At 71.1% G+C, this 17,335-nt stretch carries 16 protein-coding genes; 11 read left to right on the top strand and 5 right to left on the bottom strand.

The annotated features are described in order from the left end of the window. Positions 1-45: 45 nt before the first annotated feature. From EST92_RS24975 to EST92_RS25015, 9 genes are all read left to right on the top strand, one after another. Positions 46-1,059 (top strand): methionine synthase, encoded by a 1,014-nt coding sequence (locus tag EST92_RS24975; RefSeq protein ID WP_129283045.1) that lies wholly within the window; start codon positions 46-48, stop codon positions 1,057-1,059. Between the two features lie 31 nt (positions 1,060-1,090). Next, positions 1,091-3,307: an NAD-dependent DNA ligase LigA gene (gene ligA / locus EST92_RS24980; RefSeq protein ID WP_129283046.1), complete on the top strand. Its 2,217-nt coding sequence runs from the start codon at positions 1,091-1,093 to the stop codon at positions 3,305-3,307. 156 nt (positions 3,308-3,463) lie between these two features. Beyond that, positions 3,464-5,572 carry a bifunctional diguanylate cyclase/phosphodiesterase gene (locus EST92_RS24985; RefSeq protein WP_129283047.1) on the top strand — a complete coding sequence of 703 codons (2,109 nt, stop codon included), beginning with the start codon at positions 3,464-3,466 and terminating at the stop codon, positions 5,570-5,572. 104 nt (positions 5,573-5,676) lie between these two features. Continuing rightward, entirely contained in the window at positions 5,677-5,865 is a 189-nt protein-coding gene (locus EST92_RS24990; RefSeq protein ID WP_129283048.1) for a hypothetical protein, read from the top strand. Between the two features lie 284 nt (positions 5,866-6,149). Further along, on the top strand, positions 6,150-6,446 hold the full coding sequence (gatC, locus tag EST92_RS24995; RefSeq protein ID WP_006602950.1) for an Asp-tRNA(Asn)/Glu-tRNA(Gln) amidotransferase subunit GatC: 297 nt from the start codon (positions 6,150-6,152) through the stop codon (positions 6,444-6,446). After that, positions 6,443-7,945 (top strand): Asp-tRNA(Asn)/Glu-tRNA(Gln) amidotransferase subunit GatA, encoded by a 1,503-nt coding sequence (gene gatA, locus EST92_RS25000; RefSeq protein ID WP_174244125.1) that lies wholly within the window; start codon positions 6,443-6,445, stop codon positions 7,943-7,945. The genes gatC and gatA overlap by 4 nt, the downstream gene beginning before the upstream one ends. A 5-nt stretch (positions 7,946-7,950) precedes the next feature. Then, the gene (locus tag EST92_RS25005; RefSeq protein WP_033266953.1) at positions 7,951-8,184 is read left to right on the top strand and encodes a hypothetical protein; all 234 of its coding nucleotides are present in this window, start codon (positions 7,951-7,953) and stop codon (positions 8,182-8,184) included. A gap of 16 nt (positions 8,185-8,200) precedes the next feature. After that, positions 8,201-9,709, top strand: coding sequence for an Asp-tRNA(Asn)/Glu-tRNA(Gln) amidotransferase subunit GatB (gatB, locus tag EST92_RS25010; RefSeq protein WP_129283050.1), 1,509 nt, complete (start codon positions 8,201-8,203; stop codon positions 9,707-9,709). Positions 9,710-9,945: 236 nt separating this feature from the next. Further along, on the top strand, positions 9,946-10,848 hold the full coding sequence (locus EST92_RS25015) for an LLM class F420-dependent oxidoreductase (protein ID WP_129283051.1): 903 nt from the start codon (positions 9,946-9,948) through the stop codon (positions 10,846-10,848). 75 nt (positions 10,849-10,923) lie between these two features. Here the strand turns inward: EST92_RS25015 and EST92_RS25020 are convergent, their stop codons facing one another. Beyond that, a complete protein-coding gene (locus EST92_RS25020) occupies positions 10,924-11,772 on the bottom strand; it encodes a hypothetical protein (RefSeq protein ID WP_129283052.1) in 849 nt (282 codons plus the stop codon). A 272-nt stretch (positions 11,773-12,044) separates the two neighbouring features. On the opposite strand from EST92_RS25020, the gene EST92_RS25025 reads away from it, so the two are divergent. Beyond that, a complete protein-coding gene (locus tag EST92_RS25025) occupies positions 12,045-13,778 on the top strand; it encodes a N,N-dimethylformamidase beta subunit family domain-containing protein (protein WP_254068999.1) in 1,734 nt (577 codons plus the stop codon). 25 nt (positions 13,779-13,803) lie between these two features. On the opposite strand, the gene EST92_RS25030 is transcribed toward EST92_RS25025, so the two are convergent. From EST92_RS25030 to EST92_RS25040, 3 genes are read right to left on the bottom strand one after another with little or no spacing between them, the layout of a single operon-like run. Continuing rightward, a complete protein-coding gene (locus tag EST92_RS25030; protein ID WP_129283053.1) occupies positions 13,804-14,808 on the bottom strand; it encodes an aldo/keto reductase in 1,005 nt (334 codons plus the stop codon). Between the two features lie 17 nt (positions 14,809-14,825). Continuing rightward, positions 14,826-15,089: a DUF397 domain-containing protein gene (locus EST92_RS25035; protein WP_129283054.1), complete on the bottom strand. Its 264-nt coding sequence runs from the start codon at positions 15,087-15,089 to the stop codon at positions 14,826-14,828. Beyond that, positions 15,086-15,907, bottom strand: a complete 822-nt coding sequence (locus EST92_RS25040; RefSeq protein ID WP_129283055.1) for a helix-turn-helix transcriptional regulator — start codon at positions 15,905-15,907, stop codon at positions 15,086-15,088. Before EST92_RS25040 ends, EST92_RS25035 begins: the two co-directional genes overlap by 4 nt. A 113-nt stretch (positions 15,908-16,020) precedes the next feature. Here EST92_RS25040 and EST92_RS25045 point away from each other — a divergent pair, with 113 nt between their 5' ends. After that, a complete protein-coding gene (locus tag EST92_RS25045) occupies positions 16,021-16,458 on the top strand; it encodes an ATP-binding protein (protein WP_129283056.1) in 438 nt (145 codons plus the stop codon). Here EST92_RS25045 and EST92_RS25050 read toward each other — a convergent pair. Continuing rightward, a partial coding sequence (locus EST92_RS25050) for a chitinase (protein WP_135789063.1) occupies positions 16,443-17,335 on the bottom strand: 893 nt, incomplete at its 5' end. The two genes, EST92_RS25045 and EST92_RS25050, sit on opposite strands and share 16 nt — an antisense overlap.

The raw sequence follows: 17,335 nt of genomic DNA on the forward strand, positions 1-17,335 counted from the left end.
CCCCACCACACCCCCCACCACCCCGCCGACGCATACCCTGCCTGGGTGAGTGAGAACAGCACGCAGAAGTGGGCCGCGGGTGCGGCGACCGGGATCGGGTCGATGCCGGGCGGTGACGCACGAGAGGCGGCGAAGACCGTCACCGGGTCGCTGGAGGCCTTCCCCTACCTGCCCGAACTCCCGGCCCGGGGGCCCGGCGCCGACATGATCGGACGGACCCTGGGGATGCTCGTCGAGGTCTACGGCCATGTGGAGCCCAGCGGCTGGCGGGTCAGCGACCGTCCGGGCCGCGACACCCGGCGCGCCCACTCCTGGCTCGGGGAGGACCTCGATGCCCTGGAGGAGTTCACCCAGGGGTACGAGGGGCCGCTGAAGGTCTCCGCGGTCGGCCCGTGGACCCTGGCCACCGCGCTGGAACTGCGCGGCGGCGAGGCGGCGGTCGGCGACCCCGGTGCCTGCCGGGATCTTGCCGCGTCCCTGGCGGAGGGGCTGCGCGGCCATCTCGCGGACGTACGGCGCCGGGTGCCGGGCGCCCGGGTCGTGCTCCAGCTCGACGAACCGTCGCTGACGGCGGTGCTCCAGGGTCGGGTGAAGACCGCCAGCGGGTACCGGACCTACCGTGCCGTCGACCGGGCGGTCGTCGAGGGCGCGCTGCGTGATCTTGTCGGGGTGACGGAGGGCGGCCCCGTGGTCGTCCACTCGTGCGCCCCCGAGGTGCCCTTCGGGCTGCTGCGGCGGGCCGGCGTCGCGGGCATCTCGTTCGATTTCTCGCTGCTCACCGAGCGTGAGGAGGAGGCGGTCGGGGAGGCCGTCGAGGGCGGGACGACGCTGTTCGCAGGCGTGGTGCCGGGCGTGGACGGCCCATTGTCAGACCCTGCCGGTAGCGTCATGGGTGTCAGGACGCTGTGGCGCAGGCTGGGGCTGACGCCGGGGACTCTCAGCGAGTCCGTGGTGATCACTCCGTCCTGCGGGCTCGCGGGCGCTTCGCCCGCTTATGCCCGCTCGGCCCTCGCCCACTGCGTCCGGGCGGCGAGATCACTCGCAGACAACCCTGAGTGACCGCACTCAAGGACCACGGGAGGACAAGACGGTGGCTGGCGAACAGCACGCAGCGGGATCCGACGTGCCCGCGGCGGCGCGGGAGAAGCACGCGCAGCTCGCTGAGCAGATCGAGGAGCACCGCTTCCGGTATTACGTGAAGGACGCCCCGGTCGTCAGCGACGCGGAGTTCGACAGGCTGCTGCGCTCCCTGGAGGCCCTGGAGGACGAGCACCCCGCGCTGCGCACCCCCGATTCACCGACCCAGAAGGTCGCCGGTGCGTACGCCACGGAGTTCACCGAGGTCGAGCACCGCGAGCGGATGCTCTCGCTCGACAACGCCTTCGACGACGAGGAGTTGGCCGGCTGGGCCGAGCGGATCGCCGGTGAGCTGGGCGGCGACCCCCGGAGCGCCGGCTATCACTTCCTGTGCGAGCTGAAGGTCGACGGCCTCGCGGTCAACCTCACCTACGAGCACGGCCGGCTGACCCGCGCCGCCACCCGCGGGGACGGCCGTACGGGCGAGGACATCACCCCCAACGTCCGCACGATCGCGGAGATCCCGCACCGTCTGAAGGGCGACCGGATCCCGGATCTGGTCGAGGTGCGCGGGGAGGTCTACTTCCCGATGGAGAAGTTCCTGGAGCTCAACGAGCGCCTGGTCGCCGACGGCAAGCCGCCGTTCGCCAACCCCCGTAACGCCGCGGCCGGTTCGCTGCGGCAGAAGGATCCCAAGATCACCGCCAGTCGCCCGCTGCACATGGTCGTCCATGGCGTCGGCGCCCGCGACGGCCTGGTGATCGACCGTCAGTCGCAGGCCTACGACCTGCTCAAGGAGTGGGGCCTGCCGACGGCCGCGCACAACAAGGTCGTCGACTCCCTGGCGGCGGTCCGCGAGTTCATCGCCCATTACGGCGACGCCGAAACCCGCCGTACGGCCGTCGAGCACGAGATCGACGGTGTCGTCGTCAAGCTGGACGAGATCCGGCTCCAGGGGCGGCTGGGCTCGACCTCGCGCGCGCCGCGCTGGGCGATCGCCTGGAAGTACCCGCCGGAGGAGGTCAACACCAAGCTGGTCGACATCCGCGTGGGCGTCGGCCGAACGGGACGCGTCACGCCGTATGCCGTGGTGGAGCCGGTGACGGTGGCCGGCTCCGAGGTGGAGTTCGCGACCCTGCACAACCAGGACGTGGTCAAGGCCAAGGGCGTGTTCATCGGCGACACCGTCGTGATCCGCAAGGCCGGCGACGTCATTCCGGAGATCCTGGGACCGGTCGTCGATCTGCGGGACGGCAGCGAGCGGGAGTTCGTGATGCCGGCCGAGTGCCCCGAGTGCGGCACCGCGCTGCAGCCCGCCAAGGAGGGCGATGTCGACCTGCGGTGCCCCAACGCCCGTGCCTGCCCCGCCCAGATCCGTGAGCGGCTGTTCTACCTCGCCGGCCGCAAGTGCCTGGACATCGAGAACTTCGGCTATGTCGCGGCGACCGCGCTCAGCCAGCCGCTGGAGCCCGCGGAGCCGCCGCTGAGGGACGAGGGCGATCTTTTCGGCCTCTCCATCGAGCAGCTGCTGCCCATCAAGTCCTATGTCCTGGACCCGGATTCGGGCCTGCCCAAGCGCGATCCGAAGACCGGCGAGGAAAAGGTTGTCACCTTTTTCGCCAATCAAAAGGGCGAGCCGAAGAAGAACGCCCTGGCCATGCTGGAGAACATCCAGGCGGCCAAGCAACGCCCGCTGGCCAGGATCCTTACCGGTCTGTCGATCCGGCACGTGGGCCCGGTGGCCGCCGAGGCGCTGGCGCGGGAGTTCCGCTCGATCGACCGCATCAGGGACGCCGACGAGACCGAACTCGCCGCCGTCGACGGCGTCGGGGCCACCATCGCCGCCTCGCTCAAGCAGTGGTTCGCCGTGGACTGGCACCAGCAGATCATCGAGAGCTGGCGGGCCGCCGGTGTCCGGATGGAGGAGGAGCAAACGGGTGAGGAGGGCCCGCGGCCCCTGGAAGGCGTCACCGTCGTCGTAACGGGCACACTTCAGTCACACACCAGAGATGGCGCGAAAGAGGCCCTCCAGAACCTCGGAGCGAAGGTGACCGGTTCCGTTTCGAAGAAGACCGGATTCGTAGTGGTGGGCGACAACCCGGGTTCGAAGTACGACAAGGCCATGCAGTTGAAGGTCCCCGTGCTGGACGATGATGGCTTCGCGGTGCTGCTGGAACAGGGTCCGGACGCAGCACGAGCGGTAGCTGTCACTCCGCCTGAAGAGGAGTGAGGTGTCACCCCATCGGCGCATACCAGATTGATCCGCGACGCCTGGTCGCATTCGGGCAACCGTCACCGATCGCTGCCCGCGGCGGCCTTCCGCGGCCTACTGTTGAGGAGTGCGCCTGCCGTGGCGCGGGCACAGCCGGCTGTGAGAGGGATCGGAATGAAACCGACCGACAGCGCCGCTCCGGCGTCGCGGCTCCGGCGGCTCGTCGTGCCCGCGCTGCCCGGGACCATCGTCACCGTGGCGGGCCTCGCGCTCGCCACGGGCGTCCTCGTGAACCTCGGCGAAGGTGACGCGCTGTTCCCCGGCGGCTCCATAGGCTGGTCGCTGGCGGTCCTCACCGGCATCATCGTGGGCCATCTGGTCGCCCTCGGCCGGGACCGCTGGTGGGGCGGCACGGGCTCCGGCGCCGCGCTCGCCCTCGCAGTCCTGCTGCTGTTCGGCTGGGTGCCCGCCACCCTCGTCAGCCTCTCCGTCGTCGTCCTCGTCGGCGCCGCCCGGCGCCACCGCTGGCGGCAGGCCGTGGTGCACGGCGCCGTGGACATCCTCGGCATCGGCGCCGCGGCGCTCGGCCTCGCCGCGTTCGGCGTGGCCTCCAGCGTCCGCCATCCGTGGTCCCCGCCGGCCTGGAACCTCTCCGTCCTCCCCGAGGTCGTGGTCACCGCCGCCGGCTATCTCGCCGTCAGCCGCGGCCTGCTCTGGCTCAGCCTCACCCCGCGCACCGGGCAGCTGCCCGCCATCCCCCGAACGGCCGTCGTACGACAGGCACTCGTCGGCATCGCCCTGCTCGGGATCTCCCCGCTGATCGCCGTCTGCGCCGTGCACGCCCCGCTGCTGCTGCCGCTGTTCGCGATCCCGCTGATCGCGCTGGACTCCACCCTGTGGATAGCCCGCGCCCGCGCCGAGGAGCAACTGCGCGACCCGCTCACCGGCCTGCCCAACCGCCAGTGGCTGCTGGAGCGCACCTGGACCGCGCTGGACGACGCCGAACGCGTCGGCGCCCGCTCTGCGCTGGTCCTCATCGACCTGGACCGCTTCCGCTCCGTCAATGACACCCTCGGCCACCTCGCCGGCGACCGGCTGCTGCTGCAGATCGCGGAACGGCTGCGGCACGCCCTCCCGCGCGGCGCCGAGGCGGCCCGGCTCGGCGGCGACGAGTTCGCCGTCCTGCTGCCCACCACCGACTCCCTCACCAGCTCCCAGCGGGCGGCCCGCCATCTCGTCGCCGCCCTCGGCTCACCGCTGGATCTCGACGGGCTGACGCTCGTGCTCGAAGCCAGTGCGGGGGTCGCGGTCTTCCCCGACCACGCCCTCGACGCCGAAGGCCTGCTGCGCCGCGCCGATGTGGCGATGTACCAGGCCAAGCGCGACCGCAGCGGCGTCGAGCTCTACGAGGCCAAGCGGGACGGCAACACCCCCGACCGGCTCGGCCTGTTGGGCGATCTGCGGCGCGCCCTGGACGCGGGCGACGTCGAGCTGCACTACCAGCCCAAGGTCGGCTTCGACGGCCATGTCGCCGGGCTGGAGGCACTGGTCCGCTGGGTCCACCCGGACCGCGGCAGGGTCCCACCGGACGAGTTCATCGCCATCGCCGAGTCCTCCGGGCTGATGCCGCGGCTGACCGAGTACGTCCTGGAGACCGCCCTCGCCCAGGTGGCGCGCTGGCGCGCGATGGGCCTGGAGGTTCCGGTCGCCGTCAATGTCTCCCCGCGCGACGTGCACTCCCCGGGTTTCGCCGGAGCGGTCGCCGCGCGACTCGCCCGGCACCGCGTCCCACCGGGCGCCCTCCAACTGGAGATAACCGAGCACGTCCTCCTGGAGGACCCGCAGCGGGCGGCCGACACCCTTGCCGGGCTCACCGCGCACGGCGTGAAGATGTCCCTCGACGACTTCGGCACCGGCTACTCCTCCCTGGTCCATCTGCGGCGCCTCCCGGTCAGCGAGCTGAAGATCGACCGCTCCTTCGTCGCCCGGCTGGCGGTCGACACCGAGGACGCCGAGATCGTCCGCTGCACCCTCGACCTCGCCCACTCCCTCGGCCTCCTGGTCGTCGCGGAGGGCGTCGAGGACGACGAGACCTGGGAGCGGCTGCGCGACCTCGGCTGTGACGCCGTACAGGGCTGGCTGGTGGCCGCCGCGATGCCACCGGACGAAACCACGGCCTGGCTCAGAGCCCGCGGTGAGCGCGGCTGGCAGCGTGAATCGGAGACGGCCGCCCTGGCGGCGGAGAAGGCCGCCGAGCGCCCTTCGGGACAGGTCCTGAACTGACCCGGCCACCGGCCGTCCCGTGTCCCCGCTCCGAAGAAGACCCTGACGAAGACCAAGAAGAAGGCCCCGAAGAAGACCAAGAAGAAGGCCCCGAAGAAGACCCCGTGGAACCCCCCGGGGAAGCCCCCGCGGAGGCTCCGGCACCGCACCCGGTGCCGCAGCTCCCGCCCCGTCGGGGCGACCGGTCCAGCGAGCCCGCCCACGACGGTCCCGAAACCTCCGAGCCGGCCCGCGACGATCCCGAGGCCAACGGAGATCACCGCCCCGGCGGCCCGTCGTCCGACGACCACTGACCGGTCCGTCGGACGACGGCCCCGGACGACGGCCCCGGACGACGGCCCCGGACGACGGCCCCGGACGAAGGGCGCCGGGGCGCCGGACGACGGCCGCCGGTCGCGACCCGCCACCCGCCGCCACGCTCTGCCACCCGCCGCCGGCCGCCGACGGCCTGCGGCGGCGGGCCCCCGGTGCCCCCGCGGAAAGGCCTGCGCGATTCCGTTGCGGGACGCCATAGGATTGGGTCCGCATATACAGCTACAGCCAAGAACACTCCGAGAACCCAGCAGAGGATCGCTGCATGCCTGGCATCACGCGCGAGGAGGTCGCCCACCTCGCCCGGCTGGCACGTCTGGAGCTGAAGGCCGAAGAGCTCGACCACTTCGCCGGACAGCTCGACGACATCATCGGCGCGGTCGCCCGCGTCTCCGAGGTCGCCGACCAAGACGTACCGCCGACCTCCCACCCGCTGCCCCTGACCAACGTCATGCGGCCGGACGAGGTCCGTCCGTCGCTGACCCCCGAGCAGGCGCTCTCCGGCGCCCCGGCCCAGGAGCAGCAGCGTTTCAAGGTGCCGCAGATCCTGGGGGAGGAGTGACCGACATGGCAGACCTGATCAAGCTCACCGCCGCCGAGATCGCGGCGAAGATCGCCGCCGGTGAGGTCACCGCCGTCGAGGTGACCGAGGCCCATCTGGCCCGTATCGAGGCCGTCGACGAGAAGGTGCACGCCTTCCTGCACGTCGACCGCGAGGGCGCGCTGGCCCAGGCCCGCGCCGTGGACGAGAAGAAGGCCCGCGGCGAGAAGCTCGGCCCGCTGGCCGGTGTCCCGCTCGCGCTCAAGGACATCTTCACGACGGAGGGGATTCCCACCACCGTCGGTTCGAAGATCCTCGAAGGCTGGCTCCCGCCCTACGACGCCACGCTCACCAAGAAGCTCAAGGCCGCCGACGTCGTCATCCTCGGCAAGACCAACATGGACGAGTTCGCCATGGGGTCGTCGACGGAGAACAGCGCCTACGGGCCGACCGGCAACCCCTGGGACCTGACCAAGATCCCCGGCGGCTCCGGTGGCGGCTCCAGCGCCGCCCTCGCCTCCTATGAGGCCCCGCTCGCCATCGGCACGGACACCGGCGGCTCCATCCGCCAGCCCGCGTCCGTCACCGGCACGGTCGGCGTCAAGCCCACCTACGGCGGCGTCTCCCGCTACGGCATGGTGGCCTTCTCCAGCTCCCTGGACCAGGGCGGCCCCTGTGCCCGTACGGTCCTGGACGCGGCGCTGCTGCACGAGGTCATCGCCGGCCACGACCCGCTGGACTCCACCTCCATCGACGCGCCGGTCCCGCCGGTCGTCGAGGCGGCCCGCAACGGCAGCGTCGAGGGCATGCGCGTCGGCGTCGTCAAGCAGTTCCGCGGCGAGGGCTACCAGGCCGGTGTCATCCAGCGCTTCGACGAGTCCGTCGCGCTGCTGAAGGAGCTGGGCGCCGAGATCGTCGAGCTGGACTGCCCGTCCTTCGACCTGGCGCTGTCCGCGTACTACCTGATCGCGCCCTCGGAGTGCTCCTCCAACCTGGCCCGCTTCGACGCCATGCGCTACGGCCTGCGGGTCGGCGACGACGGCAGCAAGTCCGCCGAGGACGTCACCGCCCTGACCCGTGAGGCCGGCTTCGGCCCCGAGGTCAAGCGCCGGATCATGCTCGGCACGTACGCGCTCAGCTCCGGCTACTACGACGCGTACTACGGCTCCGCCCAGAAGGTGCGGACGCTGATCACCCGCGACTTCGAGAAGGCCTTCGAACAGGTCGACGTGATCGTTTCGCCGACCACGCCGACCACCGCCTTCCCGATCGGCGAGCGCGCCGACGACCCGATGGCGATGTACCTCGCCGACCTGTGCACGATCCCCACCAACCTGGCAGGCAACGCGGCCATGTCGCTGCCCTGCGGCCTGGCTCCCGAGGACGGGATGCCGGTGGGCCTGCAGATCATCGCCCCTGCCATGGCCGACGACCGGCTCTACAAGGTCGGTGCCGCGGTCGAGGCCGCGTTCACCGCCAAGTGGGGTCATCCGCTGCTCGAGGAGGCACCTGCACTGTGACCGCCATGACCAAGAAGGCCAAAAACTTCAAGAAGTCCAAGTCCGGTCTGTACCTGTCGATCGGCAGCACCGCGTTCGGCGCCATCAGCGTCGCCAAGCAGGCCAAGCTGGCCCGCAAGGAGAACGACACGCTCCGCCTGATCGATGCAGCCGTTTCGGCCGCGGCGATCGTCACCGGCCTGGCGATCCTCTACCGCGAACTGAAGCGCCTGGGCGACGACGACGTCCTGCTGGGCTGAGAGGGAAAGTTTCACCGTGACTGTCACTGACCTGGTGTCGTACGAGGACGCCCTCGCGACGTACGACCCCGTCATGGGCCTGGAGGTCCATGTCGAGCTCGGCACCAACACCAAGATGTTCTGCGGGTGTTCCACGGCTCTCGGCGCGGACGCCAACTCGCAGACCTGCCCCACCTGCCTGGGCCTGCCCGGCTCGCTGCCGGTCGTCAACGCGACCGGTGTCGAGTCCGCGGTCAAGATCGGCCTGGCCCTGAACTGCTCGATCGCCGAATGGTGCCGCTTCGCCCGGAAGAACTACTTCTATCCGGACATGCCGAAGAACTTCCAGACCTCCCAGTACGACGAGCCGATCGCCTTCGACGGCTACCTCGACGTACAGCTGGAGGACGGCGAGATCTTCCGGGTGCACATCGAGCGCGCGCACATGGAGGAGGACACCGGCAAGTCCACCCACATCGGCGGTGCCACCGGCCGGATCCACGGCGCCCGGCACTCCCTCCTGGACTACAACCGCGCCGGCATCCCGCTCATCGAGATCGTCACCAAGCCGATCGAGGGTGCGGGCGAGCGGGCTCCCGAGGTCGCCAAGGCGTACGTCGCCGAACTGCGCGAGCTCATCAAGGCGCTGGACGTCTCCGAGGCCCGGATGGAACAGGGCCAGATGCGCTGCGACGTGAACCTGTCGCTGCGTCCCAAGGGCACCGAGAAGTTCGGTACGCGTTCGGAGACCAAGAACGTCAACTCGCTGCGCTCCGTGGAGCGGGCGGCCCGCTTCGAGATCCAGCGGCACGCCGCGGTGCTCTCCTCCGGCGGCACGATCATCCAGGAGACCCGGCACTTCCACGAGGAGGACGGCTCCACGACGCCGGGCCGGGTCAAGGAAGAGGCCGAGGACTACCGCTACTTCCCCGAGCCGGACCTGGTGCCGGTGGCCCCCTCCCGCGAGTGGGTCGAGGAACTGCGGGCCGCGCTCCCCGAGCTGCCGCGGGTGCGCCGCAACCGGCTGCGCGAGGAGTGGGGCATCTCCGCTCACGATATGCAGTCGATCCTCAACGCGGGCGCGGTCGACCTCATCACCGCCACCGTCGACGCCGGCGCGGACTCCGCCTCGGCCCGTAAGTGGTGGATGGGCGAGCTGGCCCGCCGCGCCAACGAGGACGGCATCGACCTGGCCGCCCTGCCGATCACCCCCGTGCAGGTCGCCCGGGTCGCCGCACTCGTCGCCGACGGCTCGCTCAACGACAAGCTGGCCCGCCAGACCATCGAGGGCGTGCTGGCCGGAGAGGGCGACCCGGACACCGTCGTCGAGAAGCGCGGCCTGAAGGTCGTCTCCGACGAGGGCGCCCTGGGCACCGCCGTCGACGAGGCCATTGCCGCCAACGCCGCTATCGCCGACAAGATCCGCGGCGGCAAGGTGGCCGCGGCCGGCGCCCTGGTCGGCGCGGTCATGAAGGCCACCCGCGGCCAGGCGGACGCGGCCCGCGTACGCGAGCTCATTCTTGAGCGCCTCGGCGCGAAGGAATAATGCGGCACAGCCTTGAGAAGCTGGGCGTCGAGGGCTGACGCCACGTTGATCCGACAGCGCCGAGCGGCCGTCCTTCTCCGGAAGGGCGGCCGCTTCGCCATGTGGTTCACCCGATGGGCTCACTCGATCGGTGACCGGGGAATGCCGGGCTGCTCCGCCGTGCTGTGATCAAGAAGAAGCCCCGTACGCCGTCCCGAGGCGCGCGGCGCTCGCCCCCCTCAGCCCATGGAGGAACGATGCCGCAACACGCTCTCGCTGCCCGGATCGGTCGGGTCGGTGTCTGGCACGGCGGACTTGGTCAGGTGCCGGCCGCCGTCGCGCGTCAGGCGGCGGCCGAGATCGAGCAACTGGGTTACGGCGCACTGTGGTTCGGTGAGACGCCGGCCACCGAGTCGATGAGCCAGGCCACGCTGCTGCTGGCCGCGACGGAGCGGATCACGGTCGCCACCGGCATCGCCAACATCTGGGTACGGGACGCCTCCGCCGCGCACACCGCCGCACAGACCCTGGCCGAGGCGTACGACGGACGCTTCCTGCTCGGGCTGGGGGCGAGCCACGCCCCGATCGTCGGTGCGCGCGGCCACGCCTTCGCCAAGCCGCTCGCGGCCATGCGCGAGTATCTGGACGCGATGGACGCCGCGCCGTACGCGGGGCCGGTGGCCGATCCCCCGCCCGCCCGTGTGCTGGCGGCGCTCGGCCCGAAGATGCTGGAGCTGGCGCGGGACCGGGCGGCCGGCGCCCACCCGTATTTCGTCACTCCCGAGCACACCGCCCGCGCCCGGGAGATCCTCGGTACCGGACCGCTGCTCGCGCCCGAACAGGCCGTGCTGCTGGAGTCCGATCCCGCGACGGCCCGCTCCCTGGCCCGCGAACACCACACGCGCCTCTATCTCCAGCTGCCGAACTACACCGGCAACCTGCGCCGACTCGGCTTCGGGGACGAGGACTTCGCCGACGGCGGCAGCGACCGGCTGGTGGACGCGATCGTGGCGTGGGGTGACGTGGACGCCATCCGGCGGCGCGTGCAGGAACACCACGACGCCGGAGCGGACCATGTCGCCGTCCAGCCCCTGGTGGCGGACCGCGGCCTGGGGCTGGACCAACTGCGGGAGCTGGCACCTGTGTTGTTGGATTCCTGAGGTCGGCGGCCGAGGCGGTGGCGCCGGTGCTTGGGCCGGTGGTGGGCGCGCGGCGCAGTCCGCGGCCGTTCCGCCTCAGGCGGCGGTGGTGCCCATGGCCTGCTGCTCGGCCGGGGTGTCCTTGTGGCTGATCGCCAGGTATCCCACGAGGAGGATGATCGGGACGATGAGGGTGAGGGTGACCGGTCCCGTTCCCCAGCCGAGGCCGCCGCGGGAGGGGGAGACGCCCATCCAGTCGGCGAACGAGGCCCCGAGGGGGCGGGTCAGCACGTATGCCCACCAGAAGGCGGCGACGGCGTTGAGTCCGAGGAAGCGTCCGGACAGGGCGGGCACCGCGATGAGGGCGGTGAACAGGAGGGCGGAGGGCAGGTAGCCCCAGTGCAGGGTGCCCGCGGTGAGGTCGCCGACCGCGGTGCCGAGGGCGAAGGTGGCGAGCACGGTCGCCCAGTAGAACGTCTCGCGGCGGCGGGTGCGGATGCTGTGGATGGACAGCGTTCCCTCGGAGCCGTACCAGGCCGCCAGGATCGCGGCCAGCGCGGCGGAGAAGGCGATGACCGAGACCGTGTACGGGATGCCGGCCACGACGTGCACGACATCGGCGGCCATCGTGCCGAAGACGCTGACCATGACGATGGCGGACCAGTAGATCCAGGGCCGGTAGCGGGTGGTCCGGAACTGGAGGATCAGCAGGGTCACCAGACCGGCCAGTCCGAGGCTGCCGGCCGGTATCGGTCCGAGCGTCCGGCCGAGGTAGTCCGAGGCCGTTTCGCCCATGCCTGTGGTGAGTACCTTCACTCCCCAGAACAGGGCCGTGACCTGCGGTACCTTGCTCCAGCCCGGTCCGTGTCCACCCTCGGGCAAGGAGGTGTGGGACCATCCCTCGCCCGCGGGCCGTGCCAGCGCCTCGCTGCTCGACTGCGCCATCGCCTGTCCGCCCTTCCGGCGCGCTGCGCCGTATCGGCAACCTTGTGCATTTCGGGCGCTGTTCAGCCGGCCACGCGTGGTCGGTGGCCACTGCCCAGCTTTTGTCTACACGACTGTAGACGATCGGGTGGGGTGAGCCGTGGCCGCCTCCGGTCTGCGGTCCCGGAGGCCGCCGTACCCGCATTCGGGCCTCCTGGGGTCGTGCGGCGGCGCGGGTCGGCAGAGGATCGTCCCGACGGCTCGGTGGGAAGGGTGCGCACGGGAGCAGCGCGATGGGCGACGACCCACAGCATGGTGATCAGTGCCGGGGCGGCAGGGAATGCGGCGCCGGGGAGTGCGGCGCCAGGGAATGCGGCGGTGCAGGCTGCGCGGACGGCGCCGGCCGCCCCTGTCCTGAGGCCCCCGGATGCCCGACCGGCCCCGGCCGCCCGGACGGCACCGGTAACCCCGCCGGCACCGGCATCCCCGCCGGCCTGGGCCGCAGGCGATTTCTCGGGGCCGCCGCCGTAGGGGCCGCCGGTCTCGCCGTCGGGGTGACCGCCGGCTGTGACTCCACGTCAGGGGAGCCCGGCGCCGGCCCCACCGGTGGCGATCAGCCGGACCTGGCCGCGGAGCGGGACCGGCCGGGGGACCCCGACTGGCGGATTCGTTCGGCCGGTCCACCCGACGCCGTCCAGGGCTACACCGACAAGGTGAGCGTCCTGCCGGGCGAGGAGTTCGGGCTGTACGTCTCGACCACCGCACCCGGCTTCCGTGTTGCGGCCTACCGGGTCGGGTGGTACCGAGGGGCCCAGGCCCGGCTGGTCTGGCGTTCGGCGCGGGTCGCCGGGCGGCGCCAGCGCCCCCCGCGGCTGCTGCCCGGGACCCGCAGCGTACGGGCGGACTGGCAGCACAGCCTCGGGGTACGCACCGACGGCTGGCCGCCGGGCGCCTATCTGCTCCGGCTGGACGCCGAGCACGGGCACCAGCGGTACGTCCCGCTGATCGTCCGCTCGGCGCAGGCCGCGGGCCGGACGGTGCTGATGCATGCGGTGACGACCTGGCAGGCGTACAACGCATGGGGCGGCTACAGCCTCTACCGGGGTGCGGACGGCGCCTATGGGACGCGGTCGCTGGCGGTCAGCTTCGACCGGCCGTACGACACCAACGGTGCCGGGAAGTTCCTGGTCTACGAGCGGGCGCTGGTGGTCCTCGCGGAACGGCTCGGCCTCCCGCTGGCCTACACCACCGGCCTGGACGTCCACCGCACCCCGTCGGCGCTGCGGGGCGCCACGGCGGCGCTCTCGCCCGGCCACGACGAGTACTGGACCCCGCAGCAGCGGCAGCACGTCACCCGGGCCCGCGATGCCGGCACCAACCTGGCCTTCCTCGGGGCCAACGCCTGTTTCCGCCGGGTCAGGCTGGAGCCGGGGCCGTCCGGCGCCCTGCGCACCGTGGTCTGCTACAAGACCTCCTACCGGGACGATCCGCACTTCGCCGGTCCACACCGGGGCCTGCCGACCCACGACTTCCGCCAACCGCCGTCCGCCGACCCGGAGTCCGCACTGACCGGCGTCTTCTACGAGGGCTATCCCACGGACGCGCCGTACGTCGTCCACAGCGCGGACCACTGGCTCTTCGCCGGAACGGGAGTGCGGCCCGGCGCGGCCTTCGACCACCTCGTCGGGGTGGAGTACGACCGGGTCACGCCGGAGGCGCCCACGCCCGCGCGGCTGGAGATCCTGGCGCACTCCCCGCTGGTCTGCAACGGCCGGCGCAGCCACGCGGACTCCGCCTACTACACCGTGCCGAGCGGCGCCGGAGTCTTCTCCTCCGGAACGATGCGGTGGGTCGAGGCCCTCATGGCCGGGACGCGTGACGACGGACGCGATCACGGTATGGACGGCCGGACGCGCGCCTTCGTCACCCGGACCACCGAGAATCTGCTGCGCGCTTTTGCCGTGGGGCCCGCCGCGAAGATCCGGCCGGTACCGCGGGACAACGTAGTGAGTGTGTACGGGACTTGAGTCTGGTCGGCTGCCCCGGCCCGGCTCAGTGGCCCAGGCGCTCCAGGGCGGCGAGCGGGTAGCGTTCGCCGGCGACGGCGCCGTCGGGCACGGCCGCCCCGAGCCGGGCCGCCTGTTCCGGGCTCAGCGCGATACCGGCCGCCGCCGTGTTCTCCTCCAGGTAGGCACGGCGTTTGGTGCCGGGGATCGGGACGATGTCCTCGCCCTGGGCGAGCAGCCAGGCGAGGACGGCCTGGGCCGGCGTGCAGCCGAGGGACTCGGCGATCGTCCGGACGGCCTGGACGAGGCGCAGATTGCGGTCGATGTTCTCCGCGGAGAACCGTGGCCAGCGGCGCCGGGCGTCCTCGGCGGTGAGGTCGTCGCGGGACGCCAGCGCACCCGTCAGCATGCCGCGCCCGAGCGGGGAGTACGCCACGATGCCGATGCCGAGCTCCCGGCAGGTCGCCCGCATCTCGCCCTCCAGGACATCCCGCGTGAAGAGGGAGTGCTCCAACTGGACGGCGCTGATGGGGTGGACGGCGTGGGCCCGGCGCAGCGTCTGCGGGCTCACTTCGCTGAGGCCCAGATGGCGTACGGCACCGTCGGCGACGAGCTCGGCCAGCGCGCCGACCGTCTCCTCGATGGGGACGGCCGGATCGCGGCGGTGCAGGTAGTAGAGGTCGATACGGTCCGTGCCGAGGCGGCGCAGCGAGGCGTGGCACGCCTCGCGCACCCAGGCGGCGGACGAGTCGACCTCGTTCACCCGTCCCGTGGCGGCGTCGTGCCGCAGCCCGAACTTGGTGGCCACGACCAGTCCGTCCCGCTGTGTGGCGGTACGGCTGCGCAGCCAGCGGCCGAGGAACTCCTCGTTGGTGCCCTGTCCGTAGGCGTCCGCGGTGTCGAGCAGGGTGACGCCGAGCTCGATCGCGCGGTCGAGGGCGCGCACGGACTCCGCGTCGTCCGGGACGCCGTACGAGGTCGACATCCCCATGCAGCCGAGGCCGAGCGCGGAGACGCCCGGCCCGTGCGTACCGAGCCGTCGGTACTTCATCGTCCCCCCGGCACCGGTCAGTTGGTGATGTCGGCGAGGAACGCGGACCAGGCGGTGGCGCTCAGGGTGAGCGACGGCCCGGTGGGGTTCTTGGAGTCGCGGATGTGTATGGCGTGGGGGCAGGCGGCCACTTCCAGGCAGTTTCCGCCTGCGCTGCCGCTGTAGCTCGACTTGCGCCATTCGTAGGCTACTTCGATGCAGTCTCCGCCCTCGCTGCCGCTGTAACTCGATTTGAACCAGGCAAGGTCACCAGACTGATGCGGGTCCGCTGCGCTGCTCATGCCTCTCCTGCCAAGTCGTCTAGCAGGCTCATGCTCTCCTCAGGGGTGAGGGCCTGCGAGCGCAGCATCCCATATTTCTGCTGATACACACTGACCTCATCTGGGTCATCGACGAGGAAGCTGATTCGCTGGCCCTCGATGTATGTCAGCTGATCGTGTTCTGGTGTCTCCAGCAGGATGAGTGGGCCGTCGAGCGCGGCATGCTTGGAGCGTTCGGTTGGCATGATCTGGATCCCCATGAAGGGGAGTTCAGCGCACCTGCGCAAGTGGCGAATCTGCTGGCGGAGCACCTCACGGCTGCCAAGCGGACGGTTGAGGATCACTTCCTCCAGGATGAAGTTCATGATCGGCGGCGGTGTCCGTTGGAGTACCTGCTGCCGAGCGAGTCGTGCCGAAACCCACTCTTCAGCCGTCTCCTCATGAATTGGCGGGTAGAGGGAGGAGAAGACCGCCCGCGCATAAGGCTCCGTCTGCAACAACCCAGGCACCACCTGGTTCTGGTACGACAGCAGCGTCAGCGCCTCCTCCTCGTGCTCCACCAGGTCCTGGACGAACGCGGGCAGCTTCTCCCGCTCGGGGACCTTGGCGACGGCGACCGCCAATGCGCCCTTCGTGTCGAGGAGTTCGTCGAGCGTCTCCGCAAGGTCGATCTTCAGTGGTCTGCGGCCCTGCTCGATGGATCCGATCGTGTCCTCGTGCAGTCCCACCCGCTCGGCCAGCGCGGGCTGGGTGATGCGGGCGGCCCTGCGGAAGTGACTCAGCTGGGCGCCGATCACGTGCCAGGAAGTGATCCTCTTCGGTTTGTTCGCCGGGTGCATGCGCTCTGCCTTCCCCTCCCCGCGACGGCATGACACCGCCAGAAGTCGTACAGCGAATCCGTACGACCTGACGCTGTGGCTCAGCATAGTCACGCACTGTGACAGTGGCGGTTATGCACAAGGAGATCCGGGCGCTGTGTGCCCGTACGGCGTTCTACCGGCGCGAGCGCCGATCCGTCCCGCGGGCACGGGAGTTCGCCCGTGCCGCGCTCGCCGCGTGGGACCTGGACCACCTCGCGGACGACGTCCTGCTCTGCGTGAGCGAACTGGCCACCAACGCCCTGCTGCACGGCGTTCCGCCCGGCCGTGGCTACCGGCTGGTGCTGGCCCTGGACGCGGACGGGCTGCTGCGCGTGGAGGTGCACGACAGTGGTGACGGGACGCCGCGGGCTCCCGCGCCGTACGACGGGGACGGGGATGGGGACGAGTCCGGGCGGGGGGTGCTGCTGGTCTCCGCGCTCGCCGACGCGTGGGGCGTCAGCGAGCGCGTGCCGGGGAAGATCGTTTGGTGCGAGTTCCGCGGCTACGGCAAGGGCTACGGCAGGCCGTGAACGTGCGGGCCGACCGCGTTCGACCAGGCGTTGCCGTTCGCCGCGTCCCAGTTGGTCGACCAGGTCATGGCGCCCCGTATGCCGGGGTAGGTCCTGGCCGGTTTGAAGGAGCCGCAGCTGGTGCCGTGTGCGAGGCAGTCCAGGGCGGCGTTGACGACGGACGGGGCGACGTAGCCGCTGCCCGCGCCCCGGGTGGAGGCGGGCAGGCCCAGGCCCACCTGGGAGGGGTCGAGGCCGCCTTCGAGCTGGATGCAGGCCAGGGCGGTGAGGAAGTCGACGGTCCCCTGGGAGTAGACCTTGCCGTCGCAGCCGAGCATCGAACCGCTGTTGTAGTACTGCATGTTGACGACGGTGAGGATGTCCTTCACGTTCAGCGCGGTCTGGAAGTAGCCGCCCGTAGTGGACTGCATGTCGAGGGTCTGGGGCGCCATGGTGAGGACGAGGTGGCCGCCCGCCTTCTGGGAGAGCGCGCGCAGGGCCTGGCTCATGTAGGTCGGGTTGAGGCCGTTTTCGAGGTCGATGTCGACGCCGTCGAAGCCGTATTGCTGCATGAGGGTGTAGAGGCTGGTGGCGAAATTGGCGGCCGAGGCGGAGTCGTTGACGGAGACGGTGCCCCGTTCGCCGCCGACGGAGAGGATCACCGACTTTCCGGCCGCCTGCTTGGCCTTGATGTCGGCCTTGAACTGGTCGACGGTGTAGCCGCCGAGGCCGGCCGAGTCGAGGGAGAAGGACACGGCGCCGGGGGTGGTGGTGGCCTCGGCGAAGGCGACGGCGATGATGTCGTACCGGTCGGGTACGTCGCTGATCTTCTGGACCGTCGCGCCGTTGTTGAAGTTCTGCCAGTAGCCGGTGACCGCGTGGCGGGGGACGGCGGGGG

The organism is Streptomyces sp. TM32 (genome assembly GCF_004122755.1).
Lineage (GTDB): Bacteria > Actinomycetota > Actinomycetes > Streptomycetales > Streptomycetaceae > Streptomyces > Streptomyces sioyaensis.